Here is an 18543-nt window from a genome sequence, read left to right as displayed (position 1 = left end):
CGAATATGGACCCGACCGTCCTCGCCTGGGCACTCGCCCAGCCCGCCACCAGCCGCGCCGCCGTGCTGGCTGCCGCCTTCACCGGCGGCACCACGCGCGTAACCTTCGACGGCCGCACCGTGGAATACCGCTCGCTGGACGAACTGGGCCGCGCGTTGTCGGTGCTGCACGCGGCGGAGAACGCCGCCGCGCGCCGCCCCAGCGTCACCTTCGCCAGCTTCTCACGCGAGAGAAGCTGGTGATGGGGCGCCTTCGTGATGCCTGGCAGGTGCTGCGCGGCTATGCCGCCGCACAGGACAGCCGCGCCTCAAGCTGGGCCGCGTCTGGCGGCAGCGCCACGGCCGAGGTGGGCGCTGCCGCCCCCACTGTCGCGCGCCGTGCCCGCGACGCTGTCCGCAACGATCCCTACGCCGCCCGCATCGTCGATCTCTGGACGGGCAATGCCGTCGGCGCCGGCATCACCACGCGCTGGCCAGACAAAGCCCACGCCGAGGCCTGGCGCCGCTGGTCCGACAGCACAGCCTGTGACGCCGAGGGGCGGCTCGACCTCTATGGTCTCCAGGCCCTGGTCATGCGCGCGGTCGTCGAGAGCGGCGAATGCTTCGTCCGCCTCTTGCCGGCTGACATCACGCCGGCCAATCCGATCGGCCTGCGGCTGCAGGTGCTGGAGAGCGACCACCTCGACACGGCCCGCCAGGGCGTCATCGATGGTGTCCCCACGCTGCAGGGCATCGGCCTCGGCGAGGCCGGCGAGCCGGTCAGCTACTGGCTGCACCGCGTCCATCCGGGCGCGTCCTGGGTTCTGCCAGGGGGCGCCACTTGGTTGAGCAGCGAGCGCGTCCCGGCCCGCGATGTCCTGCACATCTATCGCAAGCGTCGGCCGGGCCAGCTGCGTGACGTCTCCTGGCTCGCCCCGGTCCTGACGCGGCTGCGCGACCTTGGCGACTACGAGGCCGCTCTCCTCATGAAGGCCAAGATCGAGGCCTGCCTGGCCGCGGTCGTCTCCGAGGATGGCGACGAGGCCATGACCGGGCCGGCGTCGGGCTTGCTACGCGATGCCCAGGGCCGAACGGTCGAGAGCTTCGAGCCGGGGATGATCCTCTATCGCCGCGGCATGGGATCCGTGGAGGTGGTGAACCCCTCCGGCGGTGGATCGCACGCCGCCTTCGCGCGCCGGGCGCTCGAGGCCTCCGCCGTCGGCACCGGCCTGACCTATGACCAGGTCGCGGGCGACCTGACCCAGGCGAACTACTCCTCGCTGCGCGCGGGAAAAATCGAGTTCCGCCGGCTCTGCGAGCAGGTGCAATACGGCATGCTGATCCCGATGCTGGTGCGGCCGATCGCGGATCGCTTCCACGCCCAGGGCGCGCTGCTCGGCCTGTGGGGCACGGATGTGCCGGACGGCCTCTCCCACGTCCCGCCCGCGCACGAGATGATCGACCCGCTCAAGGACACCACGGCGCTGATCGCGCAGGTACGCGCCGGCTTCGTGCCGCAGCCCGAGGCGGTCGGCGCCTTCGGCTACGACTTCCGCCAGGTGGTCGAGATGATCCGCGAGGCGAATGCCCTGCTGGATGATGCCGGGCTATCGCTCGACACCGATCCGCGCCGCGTCGCCAAATCGGGCGCCGCCCAGGACGCGGCCCAGCTCGCCGCCATCGAAATCGCCGCCACCGGCGCCGCATCGCCAGCTCGCACCACCGAGCCCTGACCCCTAACATCCCAGGAGCCCACCATGTCCCTGCATGTCGAATGCAGCACGGCGCCGCGCGACCATTTCGGCCGGCTGCTCTCCCCGTTGGAATCCGCCGAGGGGCTGATCTGGTCGGAGACCCTGGCCGCCGGTCAGACCAGCGAACCGCTGCCCTCGGGCGCCGGCCTCATCCTCACCCTGACGCCCATGGTGGATCTCTGGCTCGCGATGGGGGCCGAGCCGGATCCCACCAAGGCCCCGCGCCGCTGGTTGCGCGCCGGCGTCGCCCGAACCTTCGAGGCGAGTGGCGGAATGCGGATCGCCTGGTGCAGCGTCGAGCCCGATGGCCCATCCGTGTCGCGCCGCAGGGCCAAGCCGGTTGCCTCGGAGCCGGCGGCATGACGGAGCCGATTCAGGCGAGCGGCGGCTCTCCGACGCCGGAGGCTGCGCCGGCGCCAGATCGAATGCCCACCACTGGGCAGTCGATCACCGCCTGCCGTGCGTTGGCGGCGCCCGTCACGGTCGATCGTGCCGCCCGCACCGTCGAGGTGATCTGGTCCACCGGCGCCCGCGCTCGCAACTTCGTCCCCTCCCTCGGCCTGATCACCGAGGAACTCGACATGGCGCCCGACGCGGTCCGCATGGACGGACTGCGCTCCGGCCGCGCCCCAGTGCTCAACACCCATCGCCGGGGCGATGCGCGTGACGTGCTGGGCCGCGTCACCACTGCCCGCCTCGAGGGCGGCCGCGGGCATGCCACCCTGCAATTCTCGGCCGCTGCCGATGTCGAACCCGTCTGGCAGCGCATCGCGGACGGCACCCTTCGCGCGGTGAGCGTCGGCTACCGCGTGCATCGCTACGACCAGGCGCCCGACGCCGCCACCGGCCAAACCATCCACCGCGCGGTGGATTGGGAGCCCTTCGAAATCTCCATCGTGCCCATCCCCGTGGATGCGGCCGCTATTGTGCGGGGCGAGGAGCCACAGGGCGCCGACGGCTCGATGCCGGCCTGTGCGAGACGCTCGGTGTAGTGGATGGAAACGTACTGGGTGGATTCACGTGGTCGTCGCAACACCGTGGCGGAGGATGGTGCGATGGCGGGTCGGCGGCGTTCGGATCGTGCCTTGCGAGAGAAGCTGCGGTCTCCGGGTCGGCCGCCTGTCGCGAGGCAGGAGCATCGGCGGCGGTTCTGGGCGTTGATTGCCAAAGGGCATTCAAGCGAGGAAGCGGCGATGGAGGTTGGAGTATCGGCACCGGTCGGGTTCCGGTGGTTCCGGGCGGCGGGCGGGGTGGCGCCGTCGCACTTGTCGTGCGCGTTGAAGCCGCCATTGATGGGGCACCTCAGTTTCGCGGAGCGCGAGGAGATCGCGCTCTTGCAGGCCGGGGGCCTGGGCGTTCGGGAGGTTGCGCGTCGGCTGGGGCGCGCGCCGTCCACGGTCTCGCGGGAATTGCGGCGGAACGCGGCGACGCGGAGCGGCGCCCTGGACTACCTTGCGACAACGGCGCAGTGGCATGCGGAGCGTGCGGCGCGCCGACCAAAGCAAGCGAAACTCGCGACGAACCTGGCGCTACGATCCTATGTGCAGGAGCGGCTTGCCGGGTCCGTCGTCGCGCCTGGCGGGACTGCGGTTCCTGGTCCCTCAGTGCCGTGGAAGGGTCGGCGGCACGGGCCACGTCAGAGCCGTCGCTGGGGCAAGGCATGGAGCCCGCAGCAGATCGCGCAGCGACTGCGGCTGGACTATCCGGAAGACAGCACGATGCGGATCAGCCACGAGGCGATTTATCAGGCGCTCCACGTCCAGGGCCGGGGAGCCTTGAAGCGCGAACTGACGCAGTGCCTGCGAACCGGGCGTGCGCTGCGGGTGCCGCGCGCACGGAGCCGTCGACGCGGGAAGTCGTTCATCACCCCCGAAATCCTGATCAGCGCGCGTCCGGCCGAGGTGGAGGATCGCGCGGTGCCGGGCCACTGGGAAGGAGATTTGATCATTGGCCTCAACTGCTCGGCGATCGGCACGCTTGTGGAGCGGACGACGCGGTTCACGATGCTGCTGCACCTGCCGCCAATGGACGGGCATGGGACGGAGGCGCGCGAGAAGAACGGGCCAGCGCTGGCCGGCCACGGCGCCGAGGCCGTGCGCGACGCGATCACCGGCACGATTACCACCTTGCCTGAGCAGTTGCGGCGTTCGCTGACCTGGGACCAAGGTGCGGAAATGGCACGGCACGCGCGCCTGCGGATCGACACGGGCCTGGAGGTGTATTTCTGCGATCCACACAGCCCGTGGCAACGCGGGACGAACGAGAACACGAATGGTCTGCTGCGACAGTATTTCCCGAAAGGGACGGACCTGAGCGTGCACGGCGCTGATGATCTTGCGGCGGTGGCCGCCGCCCTCAACGCGAGGCCCCGCAAGACGCTGGGCTGGAAGACGCCTGCCGAGGCTCTCGACGCCGCGCTGCAAGCCGCTCAAGATGGTGTTGCGATGGCCGGTTGAACCGAAGCTGGCTGCCCCTGTCGCTGTGATGCACGAGGCCGCCGCGATGCAACGGGCGCCGCTCGTGCAGGGCCTGTTCCAGCGCATCCAGCACGAAGCCCGTATGTGCCGTCCGAGACACGCGCCAGACGACGATCCGCCGCGCATAGGCGTCGATGATGAAGGCGACGTAGACGAACCCTGACCAGGTCGCGACATAGGTGAAGTCGGAGACCCACAGGGCGTTCGGGCGCGGTGCCTTGAAGTGCCGGTTGACGTGGTCCAGCGGGCAAGCTGCCGCCTTGTCGCTGATCGTGGTCCTGACCGGCTTGCCGCGGATCACACCCTGCAGGCCCATGCCGCGCATCAGCCGCGCCACGGTGCACCGCGCCAAGTGATGCCCTTCACGTTTCAACTGGTGCCAGACCTTGCGCACGCCGTAGACGCGGAAGTTCTCCTCGAAAACGCGCTCAATCTCGGGCATCAGCGCGGCATCACGCTTCGCCCGAGCCGGCAGCTTCGCCGGATCACGCCGCCGGGCCGCCTGTGCGCGATAGGTCGACAGGGCGATCGGCAGGACCTTGCAGATCGGCTCGACCCCGTGCGCCCCACGATGATCATCGATGAACGCGATCATGGCTTGAACCGGCGGTCGAGCTCCGCCTGGGCAAAATACGCCGATGCTTTGCGCAGGATCTCATTCGCCTGACGCAACTCCCGGTTCTCCCGTTCCAGGGCCTTGAGGCGGGCCGCCATCTCCGTGGTCGGACCCGGCCGGCGGCCAGTGTCGCGCTCCGCCTGTTTCACCCATTCGTTCAGCGTCTGGCCCGTGCAGCCGATCTTGGCCGCGATCGACAGGATCGTCGCCCAGCGGGACGGGTGCTGCGCCTCATGCTCCAGCACCATCCGCACCGCCCGCTCGCGAACCTCAGGCGAGAACTTGTTCGTCGTCTCGCTCGTCATCGCTCCAGCCTCTCAGGAGTTGGAGCCTCCGACAAACCCGGAGCGGTTCAACCACACCGACCCCCGAGGGCGACAAAACGGCCAATGCGCGCCGTCAGATCAGCCGCAAAACGCGGTTTCCGGAGGCGTCCACCTCGTTCAGCATCCGAACCACGACATCGAATTAGAGATCGACGCGGCAAATCAACTCATCCGCGCAGAGGTTTCACCATCCATCGTTCCAGAGGAATTTTCGTGCGAATATATATATTTAAAAAAAAGGGGGGGGGGACGTCATCGGTTAGTCAGCGCTCGGCTTGAAACACTAAGACCGGCGTAATCCCAAGTGGAAAGGATGCGATGAGGGTAAACCAAGCGTCTCGGAAGCCCGCATCCCGCGCCCGATCGATAATGTCCCAGCCCGGCACTTGGAAGACCAGCGAGCCCCCGTTAGGATCGATAGGATTGCCGTGATACTCGGGTGTTGTCAGGTAACGAACTCGGCCTCCCTCAAGAACTGCCTTGACAGTAGTTTGCTGTCGGAATGTGAAGGGAAACGTGCCTATAAGGCGTCCATGCGGCTTAAGAATCCGGCAGGTATCGCGCAACGCGGCGTCTAGGTCCGGCACATGCTCTAGAACCTCGTTCGATAGCACCACATCAAAGGTGTTTGCGGGCAATCCGGAAGCTGTAATGTCAACACATGGAATGGGGTAAAGGCTTGCTGCGGTAGCAGCATCCGAAGCGTATTCCGATCCAAGAAATTTAGGATAAAGGCCGCGGAACAATAACGAGAATGCGGTCACCGCCTCGTGGGCGTAGATTCGCAGGTCCATCCTACTTTGGCTACCGGCGTGAGAGGTGAACATCTCCATTACAGCGCGCAAGCGCGGGTTAAAACCTGCGGCGTTCAGGCATTCACGCAAGTTTGGACCGCTGACCAGGACTCGTTCCGGCGTCACGCGACCGAGCATCGCGCTCTCCACACCTTCTGCGCATGCATGCTGGGCTATGGCCTCGGCGTAGGACATCTCAAAAATATAAGAGTAATCCCTGTAGAAGGCGCTAAAGTCAGCTTCAGATCGCAAAATCGTTTCAAAGTTCGAGTATGTCGCCATCACGCGTTTCGTACCTGTTGTCATTGGCCCTCTACCTAAGCCGCTGTCAGAATACTACACAAGATCGGGACCCGATCACGTCCGGCAGCGTAGTGGAAATTGCTGTAGATTTTGAGATAGCAACGGCTCATGACCTTTTGAGAATGGCTTGGCCCGACGCGGCCGGGGGTGATTCAAGCTCAGGATGTGGACCCGAGAAACCCGAGGCCGGATGGCCGAATGAACCGCGCTGGTCTCTCGGGCAAAACAAGCTGCGACATTTTAAAATCTTTAGTACCCCAAAATCTGTTAAATCCGACAAAAAAAACCTTGCGCAATCTACGTCTTTAGAAATATTTCTCTTTCATAAGAGTATGTTTGCGAGTATTTTTTGAGATACATATTTCAACTTTCCATCGAAATCATTGAATAAAGGGCATTTGACCGGTAATTTTCGTACACGCATTCATTTTCAATCACTCGCACAGCATTCCCTTTATACGTTCTTTTTTATTTATACTATTATGTTAAAAATGAACGCATGCTCTGCCGTATACCGCCAAGATTTAGGCGCTCACATCAATATTGCAGCAAGATTCCTAGGATTGCGTAGGTTTTAATGATGCTTTTTGTGCATTTTTTAGTTTCGATGCGATAGCCGTATGCGCGCATGTGCAGGAGGCAGGTCGGCTTAGGGCCTATCTTAGATCATCGCTCCATCAGAAATTTCATTTTTTACTATCTTGGGTCTTCCTTTTTCAAACCGGAGATATTTGCCGGCGCCAGAGAGATCGGCGATCGAGCATGCTGCGGATATCTTCGTCACTTAAAATATTCATGAAATATTATCAAATATTCACTAAATTATTTAGTCATTTATAGTGAAAATATTGATGTCATATTTTTGGAAAGCGCTCATGAAGAAGCAATCAGGCAACATCCAGGCTAGACCAGACCGCAACACCGGAGATGATATTGCACGAATCGTGACTTCCAAACGAAAATATGCACGTTCCGCTCAATCAGACAACCCATTTAGTAATATTGGAGTTATTTGTGGCGTCAAAAATGGCCAAGCCATACTTTTACTTGATAAATCTTCCTCTATAGAAGATGTAGAAGTGCGCGTTGGCGGCCACACATTTCTCGCGGTCGAAAGTGATCTGATTTCAGATGATCCGCTCCTAAATCAAAATCATATAATCGATAGCGACTTCTCTACTGGAACTTCTCGCTGGCAGCCATTAGTTGCGCCGGACGGTTGGAGTGTAGGCCTTGATCATCCGGATTTGCGGATACATGACTGGCGCGTTGCTTTCATCCACCAATACCAATCGCCCTCTACAGCGCCAGTAGAACTAGCATATAGATCAGATCAAGAAAATGGACTTATCCCGTTGCGCCCAGGGGCCAACTATCAGTTCTCAGGCATTTTCGTAACGCGTAGATGCCAAGCTTATCTAGTGGTTCGTGTGCTTGATTCTAATGGTATTTTGTTGGGTGAGGCAACTAAGCCCACCTCGTCACCAGCGAAGGGGCATCCGGATTCGTACAACCATAGCACATTGAACTTCACGGTTCCTCCAACTGCATGCTCGGCGCAACTGATTTTACGCAAAGACTCAACGGCTGCCGGCGAGAAGGATAGTTGGTTCTTTTTCTCACGTACATGCTTCAGCCGCGTGACTGAGCCGGCGACCCTGACGTTCAGCCTGCCACGATATGCTCCCCGTGAACTCGCCCTCTTGCAGAGGCTAGACGTTACTGGTGTTCAAGCGCATAATATACAGCTGCCGAGGAAGGATTCGCTGTCGGCGCGCCTACAGGTCGATGCGGTTGAGCGCGCTAGTGGCCGTCCGCTTATTGGCTCGCCCCTTGTGGTGTTAGCGCCCCAAATCTCAGGCGCCATTACAGCAATTGAGGGCACTACCGTAATCGGGTGGGCCAAGGTTGATGCTTGGCCTTTTGTGCCTGTCGAAGTCAGTCTTTTCGTAGATGGCCGCGCCGCGGGGACCGTGATGGCCGATGAGCCCCATGGCGAAGGGGCATGCGGTTTCCGCCTGCCGCTCCCCTCCAATGCGCTCGACGACCAGCCGCACAGGATCAGTGTTCGCCTGCTCACCAACGATGCCTTGGTCAGCGAAGTGGCGGAGGTTCTCCCGGCCGCTTCGACACCCTGGTCTGCGCTCGTCAAGCATGGCGGCGTGCAACTGCCGGCAAAGCTCTCCATTGCGGCGTCTTACCGCTATGAGGCTCTACGAGCTCACGTGCAGGCGCTCGGTACGGAGAAGTCGTTTGGCAAGGTAAGCGCGCTGCCCGCGCGGCGACTGATTTTTTCGCAACTAGGCCAGGCGCATGAGCGCGTGGTTGTCGGGCTCGACCGGAACCCGCCACTCGCGCCACTTGCTTTTCCTAAGTTTGACACTCCTAGGGTATCTATCATTATACCTGTACACAACAAATTTCCCGTTACCCACAACTGTCTGGCTGCGCTGCTTCTTGCCTATAACGACACAACCTTTGAAGTGATAGTCGTGGACGATGGCTCCTCTGACGCGACACGACAAATCGAGCATCTCATCTCAGGAATCACCTATTGTCGAAATGAAACTGCTGAAGGCTTCGTGTCTGCGTGTAACCTCGGCGCATCCAAGGCGCGAGGAGATTTCATTGTCCTACTTAACAATGATACAGAGCCGACCGTTCGCTGGCTCGATGAATTACTATACATATTCGACAACTTTGATGATGTCGGCCTAGCGGGATCTAAGCTCATCTACCCTGATGGCCGACTTCAGGAGGCTGGCGGCATTGTTTGGGGAAACGGAGCGCCCTGGAATTACGGACGGCTCGGCAATCCTGCGGAACCCAAATACTGCTACACGCGGCAGGCAGACTATCTTTCCGGCGCTGCGATCATGATGCCGCGTAAACTATGGCAACAACTGGATGGGCTAAGCGAGGAGTTTCGCCCCGCATACTACGAAGACACAGACTTAGCCTTCAAGGTTCGTGAGGCCGGTTACCGAACCGTTTACGCCGCGAGCTCTGTTGTTATCCATTTCGAAGGGATTAGCAGCGGCACCAGTACAGCGTCAGGCATGAAGCGGTTCCAGGAAGTTAACAGGCCGCAGTTCCTGCGTAAGTGGCGTAAGGCGTACCGGCACTTCGGCACTGACACCACGATGGCTGACCTCGAGAAGGATCGCGGCGTAGGTTTACGTGCGCTTTTTATCGATGCTCAGACGCCACGTCCAGACAACGACGCTGGCAGCCACGCAGCCGTGCAGGAGATGAGGGCCATGCAGGCCCTGGGCGCCAAGGTCACATTCCTGCCAGAGAATTTGGCCTATCTTGGCACCTACACCACGGACTTGCAGCGAGCAGGCATCGAGACCGTCTACGCGCCCTTCGTTTTGTCGGTCGAGGAGTTCCTGCGCACCCGTGGCGCCGAGTTCGATGTCATCTACATAACGCGCTACATGGTGGCTAGCCGTCACCTCGAGGCAGTTCGGCGCCACGCCCCGCAGGCCAAGGTCCTGTTTTGCAATGCAGACCTCCACTTTCTGCGCGAGCTTCGCGAAGCTATCCTTGCCGACAGTCCCGACAAGCTTCAGGCGTCGCTGGTAACCCGCGATGCCGAGCTCAGCGTCATGCGCAACGTAGAAGTCGTCCTATCCTACAATCCAGTGGAGCACGCAGTGATCGTGTCACACAATCTCAACTCAACGAGGATCGTGACTGCCCCCTGGATTGTCGATGTCGCCAACAATGTGCCGGCCTTTGATGCGCGAGCTGATGTCGCGTTCCTGGGCGGCTTCGGGCACCCACCGAATGCAGAGGCGGTGCGCTACTTCGTCCGGGAAGTCATGCCGCTGCTCCGCCGGCGAGTGGCCGGAATAAACTTTCTGATCTACGGAAGCGGTATGCCGCCGGAAATCGAGGCGCTAGGTGCAGTAGATGTGATCATTAAAGGCTACGTCGAGAATCTGGCCGACATCTATGAATCCTGCCGGGTCTTCGTGGCTCCCCTGCTTACTGGCGCCGGCGTAAAAGGCAAAGTGGTGGATGCGCTAAGCTTCGGGGTCCCCTGTGTCCTTTCACCTATCGCTGCGGAGGGAATCGGACTCGGCGAAGGGAGCGACGCGCTGATTGCTCGCAGTCCGGAGGAGTGGGCAGATGCAATAGAAACTCTTTACCATGACGCTACGCGATGGAGCGCTATCTCGGATCGTGCGCTTGCCTTCACACGCCGGAATTTCTCTTTCGAACGAGGGGTCGAGCAGATGCGTGTGGCCGTCGAGGCAGCCGGACTGGTCCCGGACAAGGGGATGGCGTTGAGGCGTGCGCGGTTAGGGATTTGATGCCTATATCCGCGGCATGAAGTTCTGAAGCGCCCCGGTTCTGTCAGAGGCCTCGAATCTTGAGAGGCTCTACCCATGACAAGCCCCAGGCAGCGGCGGTTTTCGCCGGAAGTTCGAGAGCGAGTGGTCCGGCTGGTGCCGCGGCATCAGGGTGATCACGCGTCACAACGGGCTACGATCAGCTCGGGCGTGCTAAAAGACACTGCGCAGCTGGACACCTCCGGAAACGTTCTGGCGTCTTTGTGCTGGAGGTGATTCGCTTCGCTGTGGGCGAGACGGGGAGCGACGCGGATGTCATCAGGCCAACCCGGCTTCTGGGATGTGCAGGACCGGCTGCGTGAGCTCTCTGCCCAGGGCGACCCGCTGGAGAAGCTCAGCGCGACGGTGGATTTCGAGTTGTTCCGCCCCGAACGGACCTCGGCGCTGGGCACGCGAGACATGCGCAAGGGGGGGGCGCCCTGCCTTCGACGCAGTGCTGACGTTCCGCATGCTGGTGCTGCAGGCCCTGCACGGTCTGTCGCTGGCGCAGACGGAATCTGGAGCGGCCCCCAATTCGACCGGACATGCGGCGCAACCGTGAGGGCCTAGGTGGAAGCCTAGGCGTGCGCCTATGTCGAAGCCCATCGAGCGCGTCGAAATCATCACCGGCATCCAGCGCCGCCGACGCTACAGTGCCGAGGAGAAGGTCCGACTGGTCGAGGAGACGATGCAGCCCGGCATGACGGTCTCCGCCGTCGCCCGGCTCAATGGCGTGTCCCCCAGCCTTCTCTTCGGGTGGAGGCGACGCATGACCGAGGGTGGCTTGGAGGCGGTCAGGGCCGACGAGGACGTGGTGGCCGCGAGCCGTGTCCGCGAGCTCGAGGCGAAGGTGCGGTAAGCGTCCTTCCTCGACTGCCTTGCGGCGTGGGGTGCTGATCGGCTGACCTGCGGGGCTGCTGGGCGGCTCGGATGTCGGTTACCGCCCTTACGCGTAGGGGTATGGGCGTTGCCGGACGGTCAGCTGGGCGAAGTGATCAGCGTGGTGCAGCGGCGACGTCGCTGGACGACGGAACAGAAGCTGGCGTTAGAGCTTAATCCTACCAGTCTGGATCATATCCTGCTGCTGCGAACATGTTCTGGCACTCTCGCGGCGTGACGATGTCGATGATGCGCCCGATGGCAGCCCACAGCGTGTCGATGGTGCGCGTGGCTTCCTTTCGGAGCACGTCACTGTGCCTCGAGCAGTTTCAGGGGGTCACGTCATCGACAAAATTCACGTGGCCAAGCCGCTATTACTCGATTATGGCCCATGGCATGCAATTGGGGGATGGGGCTGAATGCCGGAAGCTTCAGCAATGGCGCCGTCAGTCGCGAGGTGCCGCGCGATGGCAGAGGCTGCCCGCCGACTTGGAGCCGATCTAGGGGCTGCTCTAACCGCCCCCTCTCTGGAAACCAGTCCGGCCGCGCTCGCGGAAATTGCTCAAGAGGGCGGGCTGCGGGCCAAGAGCCTCAGCCTGAGTTGGCGTGATTTGGTACGCTTGGCAGTTCCTGCCGCCGCCGCCTCAACGGTCGTGATACTATTGCTACGCGATGGTGGCGCGGCACTCCTGGAAGGCGCAACGCCCGACGGCAAAATCCTGCTTCTCAGCAACCCCCTGGAAAGCGTGGTCACGCCCGCGCCCATGGATGCAGTGCGCCTCACCACATACTGGGACGGCGCGACCGTCGTTTTGACACGTACGCGGCGCGAAGGGAGTGAGGAGGCAGCCTTCACCCTGCTCGGCATCGCACGGGAGGTGTTGCGCGAACGCCGGCTGCTTCGCGACATCGGGATCGCCTCGATCGTGCTGAGTGCACTCGTACTGGTACCTCCCATTATCTGGATGACCGTTGTAGACCGAGTGCTGGTTTACCAGAGCATCCCAACGCTTGGGCTGCTTGCAGGCGGCGTCGCTATTGCGATTTTTTACGAAACTGCCATCTCTCACAGCCAGCGGCATTTGACGCTGCTCGCCGCCGCAAGGATCGATGGCCGCCTTCAGCTGAGGATCTTTCGACGATTGGTAGGCCTTCCGGTCGATTATTTCGAGCATCACCCGGCTGGCGAAACCGCCTACCGAATAGGAGAGGTTTGGCGCATCCGAGAGTTTCTAACAGGCCGACTGTTCCGGACTGGGCTTGACCTGGTGACGGTCGCCATCCTCGTCCCGGTCTTATTTTTCCTAAGCCCCTCGCTCACATGGCTTGTCCTGGCCTGCGCCGTAGCCATGGCGTTGATCGTCGCTGCCTTTATGCCGGCTATTGGACGGGCCACAGCACGCCTTATTGAGGCGGAAACCAAGAAGTCGTCTGTCATGGTAGAAACCATTTCAGGAATGCGCACGGTGAAAGCTCTGGCGCTGGAGGGCCACCAGCAGCAGATCTGGGACGAGCGGGTCGCTGCTGCGACGGAAGCCCGGCTCACGCTCGGTCAAACAGCGAACTGGCCCCAAACGCTGGTCGCGCCCCTCGAGAGGTTCATCTATGCTGGTGTCCTGCTTACGGGCGCTTATCTGGCCCTCTCCGGCGACAGCACGCTCACGATTGGAGCCCTTATGGCTTTTGCCATGATCTCGGGCCGCGTGGCGTCACCGTTGGCCAGCGTGGCGCAGCTCCTTCAAGAATATCAAGAAGTTCGGGGGGCGATCGGGAATGTGGGCTACGTCCTAAATCGCCAGCCAGAGCGTCCGCCTGGGGTTGTGGGAGCGCGACCGCCGATTGAGGGACGAGTTAGCTTCCGGGACGTCACTTTCCGCTATCCCGGCGGTCAGATGCCCGTCCTCAAAGATTTGAATTTCGACTTGGAGGCGGGCGCGACAATTGGGATCGTCGGTAAGAGCGGCTCAGGAAAGAGCACAATTACCCGCCTTCTGCAGGGTATAAACACGGGCTACTCCGGACTCATCAAGATCGATGGCATCGAGGTACGCGAGATAGACCTTGCCCATCTTCGCCGAAACCTTGGCGTTGTGATGCAGGATAACTTCCTGTTTCGTGGCACAATTCGCGACAATATCATCGCGGGGCGCCCCGGAATCGGATTCGAGGATTTGATACGCGCTGCGCGCCTCGCTGGCGCCGAAGAATTCATTGAGCGTCTTCCCGGCGGCTACGACACGTACATTGAAGAAGGCTCGCCAAATCTTTCCGGCGGGCAGCGGCAGCGAATCGCGATCGCTCGCGCGCTAGTCACCAACCCGCGTGTTTTCATTTTGGACGAAGCGACCAGCGCGCTTGATCCCGAAAGCGAGGCGGTGGTGAACGCCAACCTCAAGCGGATTGCCCGCGGGCGAACAATGTTCATCGTCTCCCACCGGCTCTCCTCGCTGGTGGATTGCGACCAAATCATGGTGCTTGATCGGGGACAGCTCCTCGACAATGCCCCGCATGCCACATTGCTTGATCGCTGCACCATCTACCGTCAGCTCTGGCTCCAGCAAAACCACGCGATCGATTCACGGATCCCATCCCATGCTCAGCCAGTTGTCGTCCCGCCGCCCCTTTACTGAAGGCGGCGCTTCGTTGGAGGCGCTGTCTTTCGTATCGCCGACCGCAGCCATCGTGGAGCAGCCACCGCCACGTGGCGCACGCACCACCATTTGGTTGGTCGCCGGGCTCTTCGCCTCTTCGATCGCGCTGATGGGCCTGCTGCCGATCGATCGCGTTGTTGCGGCGCCAGGACGCGTCGTGTCTCAGGCTGCGACAGTGACGATACAGCCTATAGAGACAGCTATCGTCCGCTCCGTGGAGGTGAGGCCCAATCAAATAGTGCGTGCCGGACAGATACTCGCGCGTCTGGATCCGACTTTCGCGGTCGCCGATCTCAGCACTATAGAAGCACAGGCGGCGGCGCTTTCTGCGGAAGTCGCTCGCCTGCAGGCGGAAGCCGACGGCGTCGACTACATACCGACTAGCTCGCCTCAGGCACTTCTCCAGGCCACGGTATTCGCGCAACGCCGAGCAGAGCTTGGGTTCCGCATGGACCATTTTGGCCAGCGCATGGAAAGTCTCCAGGCGGGTGTCGACCGTGCGCAATCGGAGATAGTTTTTCTCCAGCGTCGCCTTGGCGTTCTCACGCAAATCGAGTCGATGCGGGAAAATCTCGCGCGGCAGGAGATTGGCAGCCGCCTAAATCTCCTTTTGGCAGCTGATTCCCGCCTCGAAGTTTCCCGCGCCCTGTCAGCGGCTGAAGGAACGGTGCGGACTGCCGAGCGTGATATCGAGGCGATACGCGCTGAACGGAACGCCTTCCTGGGTCAATGGAGGACGAGGACAGCGCAGGACTTGGCCACTCGCCGAACGGAGTTCGCTGACGCCGATGAACGGCTAAACAAGGCTCGGTTGCGACGGACCCTTGTCGAGATGCGCGCGCCTATGGATGCCGTGGTTCTCGAATTCGGCCGTACGGCACCGGGAGCAGTGCTTCAGAGCGGCGAGTTACTGATGACGCTTGTTCCGCTCAACGCCCCGCTCGAGGTTGAAGCGGATATTCAGGCCCGGGACATGGGATTCATCGCGCCAGGTGATCGCGTCGCCGTCAAACTGGAAGCCTATAATTTTGTGCGCCACGGCTTGGCGCGGGGGGCGGTACGTACGGTTAGCGAAGACACGTTCGGCCGCGATTCTAACCAGCCCGGGCGAGAGCAAAACACTCAGCTTCGGCCTGCCTTTTATAGAGCACGCATCGCGATCGAGGATATATCGGAGCTACGCAATCTCCCCGCGGACTTCCGACTCACGCCTGGCATGCCAGTCGCGGCAGACATTGTAGTCGGGCATCGGACGATCCTAAGCTACCTTTTCGAAAGTGCGATGAGTGGCATGTCCCGCGGCATGCGCGAGCCATGACATTCTCGCCTCCGAACCAACGCGTTGGCCGGAGCTGGTGGGCGGCGGCGTTGCGGTTGTTGGGTGTTGGTGCTCAGGCTCGGCCAGCTGGTCCTCCAGCTGCAAGGCCGGGCGATGATAACAAAGCCGAGCTGGTGGACGTTACAGTACTGGCGCGTCGCGCGATGGCCGGAGACACATCCGCCTGCTATGCTTTGGGTCTCACTTTCCTCGATGGTCGCGGCGTGGTGCCGAGTGCCGTCGAGGCGGAACGCTGGCTCACACTCGCTTCCAATTCGGGGCACCCTTCTGCCAAGGCCGCTTTGGCTGCAATGGCCCTGCAGGGTGCGACGGGAACTGAGCACCAATCCGGGCTATTCGCGGAGGCGCCCCGCGGAGGCGCCCCAGATTTGGCTTTAGCAGCAAGGTTGTCGGCCGAGGCGGCCGAGGCGGGGGTACCGGAAGGCCAGGCCCTTTTTGCATATCTGCTGGCCACTGGAAGCGGGATTCCCGAGGATCACACAGCCGCCGAGCACTGGTATCGCAAGGCGCTTGAGGCCGCTGACATTCCTCAGGCCATGCTGGGCCTGGGCCTGATGCGAATTTTCGGCATGGGGTCGCCTGCGGATCCTGCTGAAGGGGCCACACTCGTTGCAAAGGCCTCAGACGCTCAACTCACCGCGGCGACGTATATGTTGGGCGTATTGCATCAAAGCGGAACGGGGGTCTCAGCCGACGCTGGAGCCGCGGTGGGATATTATAGGCAAGCGGCTCAGGCCGGTCACCGAGCGGCGCAGGCGCGCCTTGGCCTACTTCTTCTCGAAGGGACGGAGACCGTCGTCGCGGACGTCTTACAGGGAGAGACTTGGCTACGCCGGGCAGCCCTAGCTGGCGACACGGAGGCAGCAGCTCTTCTAGGAGACCGTTCCATCCGAAGCGATGAAGGCCTGCCCCCCAATTATCTGGAGGCCATAAACTGGTACCGCCTTGCGGCAGACGGCGGGCATCGCATGGCGCAGCGTGCGCTTGGCATGCTTCTCATATCGGGTAAGGGGGGCATACTCGACACAGCCGAGGCGATCCGGCTCTTCTCACTGGCTGCCGATGCTGGGGACGAGCATGCGAGTGCGGATATCGGCAATCTGATTCTGGGAGGACTGCGCGAGGGCTCCGAGTTCGCCAAGGGTATTGTTACTTTTTTCGATGAAAAAGCCAGGAATGGTGACCCTGTGGCCGCCTACAACCTTGCCGTTTGCTATCTTCACGGCGTCGGTGTCGCGCCGGACCATGAAGAAGCAAAAAAATGGCTGCGCGAAGCGGCAACCTCAATAAACAACGCTCAATATTGGTATGCTAGATTGATTTCTGAGAATGGCTCGGAGGACGAACTAGTCGAAGCGCGCACTTGGTATCTCGAAGCGTCTAATGCAGGTTTGGTTGACGCAACTGCCGCATTAGCCGAAATGTTGGATAATGGGCGGGGTGGACCTTCAGATCCGGCGTTCGCCCTCAGCCTGTACATCCAAGCGGCGGAGGCAGGTCACATCGGTGCCATGTTTGGTGCTGGAGCAATGCTTCAGGGCGGACATGGCATTATGCCAGACCCGATTGCAGCAAGGGACTGGTTTTATAAGGCGGCCGCCCAAGGGCACCCGGAGGCCCGGTTAATGCTGAGGAAATTGGGTGAAAGCGAAATGGGACACACCTCCGGAAATCGTACTTTTTAGCAAAAACGCACCCCCCACAATTGCAATATAATATTTTTGGCGATTTTACAATATGCGCAAATGTGCGCATTATCGCCGTTGAAATATATGCTAAATTTCCTTAATCTAATCTAGAAATCCGGCGTAATGGGAAATCAAGCGATGTCTGGAACGGTTACTCTGCCTGGCGGCACGGCCCTGCCAACCACAATTACCGTGCCGTCAGAGGTGCAGGGCTTGGCACAAAGCGCTGCTTCGCAGTTGACGGCGATAATTGACGCTGGGGGTACCGTCAGCACGATCGCGCCAGGCGACACCCCGACACCCCTTTCCCCCGGCGAGCAGGGCATCATTCAGCTTGTCACGACCGGGCCTTCGGGTGGCACTGTCGCCTTGGGAGATGGCTACAATGCCATTCTCATCACCGGCAACGACGCGCCGACCACTGTGGTCGGAGGCAGCGCGAGCGGCCAAGTTATTATCGGGAACGGTCCATTGGTGGCGAATACCGGTACCGGCAGCGCGACCGTAACCGGCGGCTTTGGTAATAACCTGATCGGTACCGCGGCAACGGGTTCTCAGGGTGCTCGCATTGGAACGGGTGACGGCAATGACACTATCATTGCGGCAAGCGGTAACAGCACCATAACTGCTGGCACGGGCAGTAACCTCATTAGCTTGGGCGCGGGCAATAACGTCGTTTACTCGCAGGGCGTCGATAGCATTATTGCCGGCTCGGGCCAGGATACCATTGGTGTCGAGGCCGGCAATATTGTGGTTTGGGGCGGCGCGGGCGCCATGACATTCATCGGCGGCACCGGAAGCGCCACCGTGGCAGCTGGCTCGGGCAGCGCAACCATTTTTGGCGGCACGGGTGGAGGTATTTTCTCTGGCGGCCTGGGTGGAAACAACGTGTTGGTCGCTGGCAGCGGCCAGACCACCGTCTTTGGTGGCGGCAGCGGCAGCACGCTGTTCGCTGCAGGTGCGGGTGGCGATATGCTCGTTGCTGGGATAGGCAACCAAACTCTGAGTGGTGGCAGCAGCACGGGGAATAACACCTTCTTCGCCGGCTCCGGGGTCAACATTATTGGTGGTGGGACAGGCAACGATACCATCTTTGGCGGTAGCGGTGTGGCTACTGTACGCGGCGGCGCTGGCGCCGATGTCTTCGCCTTCGTCAACGGATCGGGTGGAGCGAATGCGGTGGTCCGCATTGAAGACTTCACTGTTGGCACTGACCGCGTTGCACTCTCGGGCTTCGGCACGAACGTGGCCTCCGTCCTGGGGACGCAGACGGCCGCCTCGGGCGGCGGAACGCAGATCACGCTGAGTGACGGTACGCGTGTGGTGTTCGGTAACATGAGCTCCGTGTCTGGCAGCGTCTTCGGCTGATACTCGGAGCGCTATTTGCGGCGATGGGCG

Annotated in this window: 11 protein-coding genes, 3 pseudogenes and 1 other annotated feature; of the genes and pseudogenes, 12 read left to right on the top strand and 2 right to left on the bottom strand. The window is 61.3% G+C overall.

What is annotated here, in order from left to right; genetic code table 11:
* Window positions 1-5: 5 nt before the first annotated feature.
* The 5 genes from ACQ860_RS14210 (at window position 6) to ACQ860_RS14190 (ending at window position 4188) form a co-directional block, all read left to right on the top strand.
* Window positions 6-242 carry a phage head-tail joining protein gene (locus tag ACQ860_RS14210; protein WP_431303993.1) on the top strand — a complete coding sequence of 79 codons (237 nt, stop codon included), beginning with the start codon at window positions 6-8 and terminating at the stop codon, window positions 240-242.
* A complete protein-coding gene (locus tag ACQ860_RS14205) occupies window positions 242-1711 on the top strand; it encodes a phage portal protein (RefSeq protein WP_431303992.1) in 1470 nt (489 codons plus the stop codon). The genes ACQ860_RS14210 and ACQ860_RS14205 overlap by 1 nt, the downstream gene beginning before the upstream one ends.
* Window positions 1712-1735: 24 nt before the next feature.
* Window positions 1736-2095: a hypothetical protein gene (locus ACQ860_RS14200; RefSeq protein ID WP_431303991.1), complete on the top strand. Its 360-nt coding sequence runs from the start codon at window positions 1736-1738 to the stop codon at window positions 2093-2095.
* 62 nt (window positions 2096-2157) lie between these two features.
* Entirely contained in the window at window positions 2158-2724 is a 567-nt protein-coding gene (locus tag ACQ860_RS14195; RefSeq protein WP_431303990.1) for an HK97 family phage prohead protease, read from the top strand.
* 63 nt (window positions 2725-2787) lie between these two features.
* Window positions 2788-4188 carry an IS30 family transposase gene (locus ACQ860_RS14190; protein ID WP_431305761.1) on the top strand — a complete coding sequence of 467 codons (1401 nt, stop codon included), beginning with the start codon at window positions 2788-2790 and terminating at the stop codon, window positions 4186-4188.
* Here ACQ860_RS14190 and ACQ860_RS14185 read toward each other — a convergent pair.
* Window positions 4121-5130 (bottom strand): annotated as a pseudogene (locus tag ACQ860_RS14185) (IS3 family transposase); the annotation flags it as partial. The gene ACQ860_RS14190 and the pseudogene ACQ860_RS14185 overlap by 68 nt on opposite strands.
* Window positions 4730-4846: a sequence feature (AL1L pseudoknot), on the bottom strand. It overlaps the preceding pseudogene by 117 nt.
* A gap of 284 nt (window positions 5131-5414) precedes the next feature.
* A complete protein-coding gene (locus tag ACQ860_RS14180) occupies window positions 5415-6227 on the bottom strand; it encodes a class I SAM-dependent methyltransferase (protein ID WP_431305760.1) in 813 nt (270 codons plus the stop codon).
* Between the two features lie 896 nt (window positions 6228-7123).
* Between ACQ860_RS14180 and ACQ860_RS14175 the strand changes: the two genes are divergently transcribed.
* From ACQ860_RS14175 to ACQ860_RS14145, 7 genes and pseudogenes are all read left to right on the top strand, one after another.
* A complete protein-coding gene (locus ACQ860_RS14175) occupies window positions 7124-10570 on the top strand; it encodes a glycosyltransferase (protein ID WP_431303989.1) in 3447 nt (1148 codons plus the stop codon).
* A gap of 610 nt (window positions 10571-11180) precedes the next feature.
* Window positions 11181-11444, top strand: a pseudogene (locus tag ACQ860_RS14170) (transposase); the annotation flags it as partial.
* Between the two features lie 490 nt (window positions 11445-11934).
* The gene (locus ACQ860_RS14165; protein ID WP_431303988.1) at window positions 11935-14097 is read left to right on the top strand and encodes a peptidase domain-containing ABC transporter; all 2163 of its coding nucleotides are present in this window, start codon (window positions 11935-11937) and stop codon (window positions 14095-14097) included.
* Window positions 14060-15436, top strand: a complete 1377-nt coding sequence (locus tag ACQ860_RS14160) for an HlyD family type I secretion periplasmic adaptor subunit (RefSeq protein WP_431303987.1) — start codon at window positions 14060-14062, stop codon at window positions 15434-15436. The genes ACQ860_RS14165 and ACQ860_RS14160 overlap by 38 nt, the downstream gene beginning before the upstream one ends.
* A pseudogene (locus ACQ860_RS14155) lies at window positions 15433-15708 on the top strand (hypothetical protein); the annotation flags it as partial. The gene ACQ860_RS14160 and the pseudogene ACQ860_RS14155, both read left to right, overlap by 4 nt.
* Window positions 15709-15843: 135 nt before the next feature.
* Entirely contained in the window at window positions 15844-17142 is a 1299-nt protein-coding gene (locus tag ACQ860_RS14150; RefSeq protein ID WP_431305759.1) for a tetratricopeptide repeat protein, read from the top strand.
* Window positions 17143-17283: 141 nt separating this feature from the next.
* Window positions 17284-18513, top strand: a complete 1230-nt coding sequence (locus ACQ860_RS14145; protein ID WP_431303986.1) for a beta strand repeat-containing protein — start codon at window positions 17284-17286, stop codon at window positions 18511-18513.
* Window positions 18514-18543: the final 30 nt, after the last annotated feature.

The sequence above is a fragment of the Sediminicoccus sp. BL-A-41-H5 genome, from assembly GCF_050632405.1.
Lineage (GTDB): Bacteria > Pseudomonadota > Alphaproteobacteria > Acetobacterales > Acetobacteraceae > Roseococcus.
Note: the sequence above shows the minus strand (reverse complement) of the source record. Positions and strands in the feature narration are given on the sequence as shown.

Coding starts and splice junctions, on each gene's coding strand:
- ACQ860_RS14180 (WP_431305760.1), bottom strand. CDS start 6,227: ATGGCGACATACTCGAACTTTGAAACGATTTTGCGATCTGAAGCTGAC.
- ACQ860_RS14160 (WP_431303987.1), top strand. CDS start 14,060: ATGCTCAGCCAGTTGTCGTCCCGCCGCCCCTTTACTGAAGGCGGCGCT.
- ACQ860_RS14190 (WP_431305761.1), top strand. CDS start 2,788: ATGGCGGGTCGGCGGCGTTCGGATCGTGCCTTGCGAGAGAAGCTGCGG.
- ACQ860_RS14210 (WP_431303993.1), top strand. CDS start 6: ATGGACCCGACCGTCCTCGCCTGGGCACTCGCCCAGCCCGCCACCAGC.
- ACQ860_RS14145 (WP_431303986.1), top strand. CDS start 17,284: ATGTCTGGAACGGTTACTCTGCCTGGCGGCACGGCCCTGCCAACCACA.
- ACQ860_RS14195 (WP_431303990.1), top strand. CDS start 2,158: ATGCCCACCACTGGGCAGTCGATCACCGCCTGCCGTGCGTTGGCGGCG.
- ACQ860_RS14205 (WP_431303992.1), top strand. CDS start 242: ATGGGGCGCCTTCGTGATGCCTGGCAGGTGCTGCGCGGCTATGCCGCC.
- ACQ860_RS14200 (WP_431303991.1), top strand. CDS start 1,736: ATGTCCCTGCATGTCGAATGCAGCACGGCGCCGCGCGACCATTTCGGC.
- ACQ860_RS14165 (WP_431303988.1), top strand. CDS start 11,935: ATGGCAGAGGCTGCCCGCCGACTTGGAGCCGATCTAGGGGCTGCTCTA.
- ACQ860_RS14175 (WP_431303989.1), top strand. CDS start 7,124: ATGAAGAAGCAATCAGGCAACATCCAGGCTAGACCAGACCGCAACACC.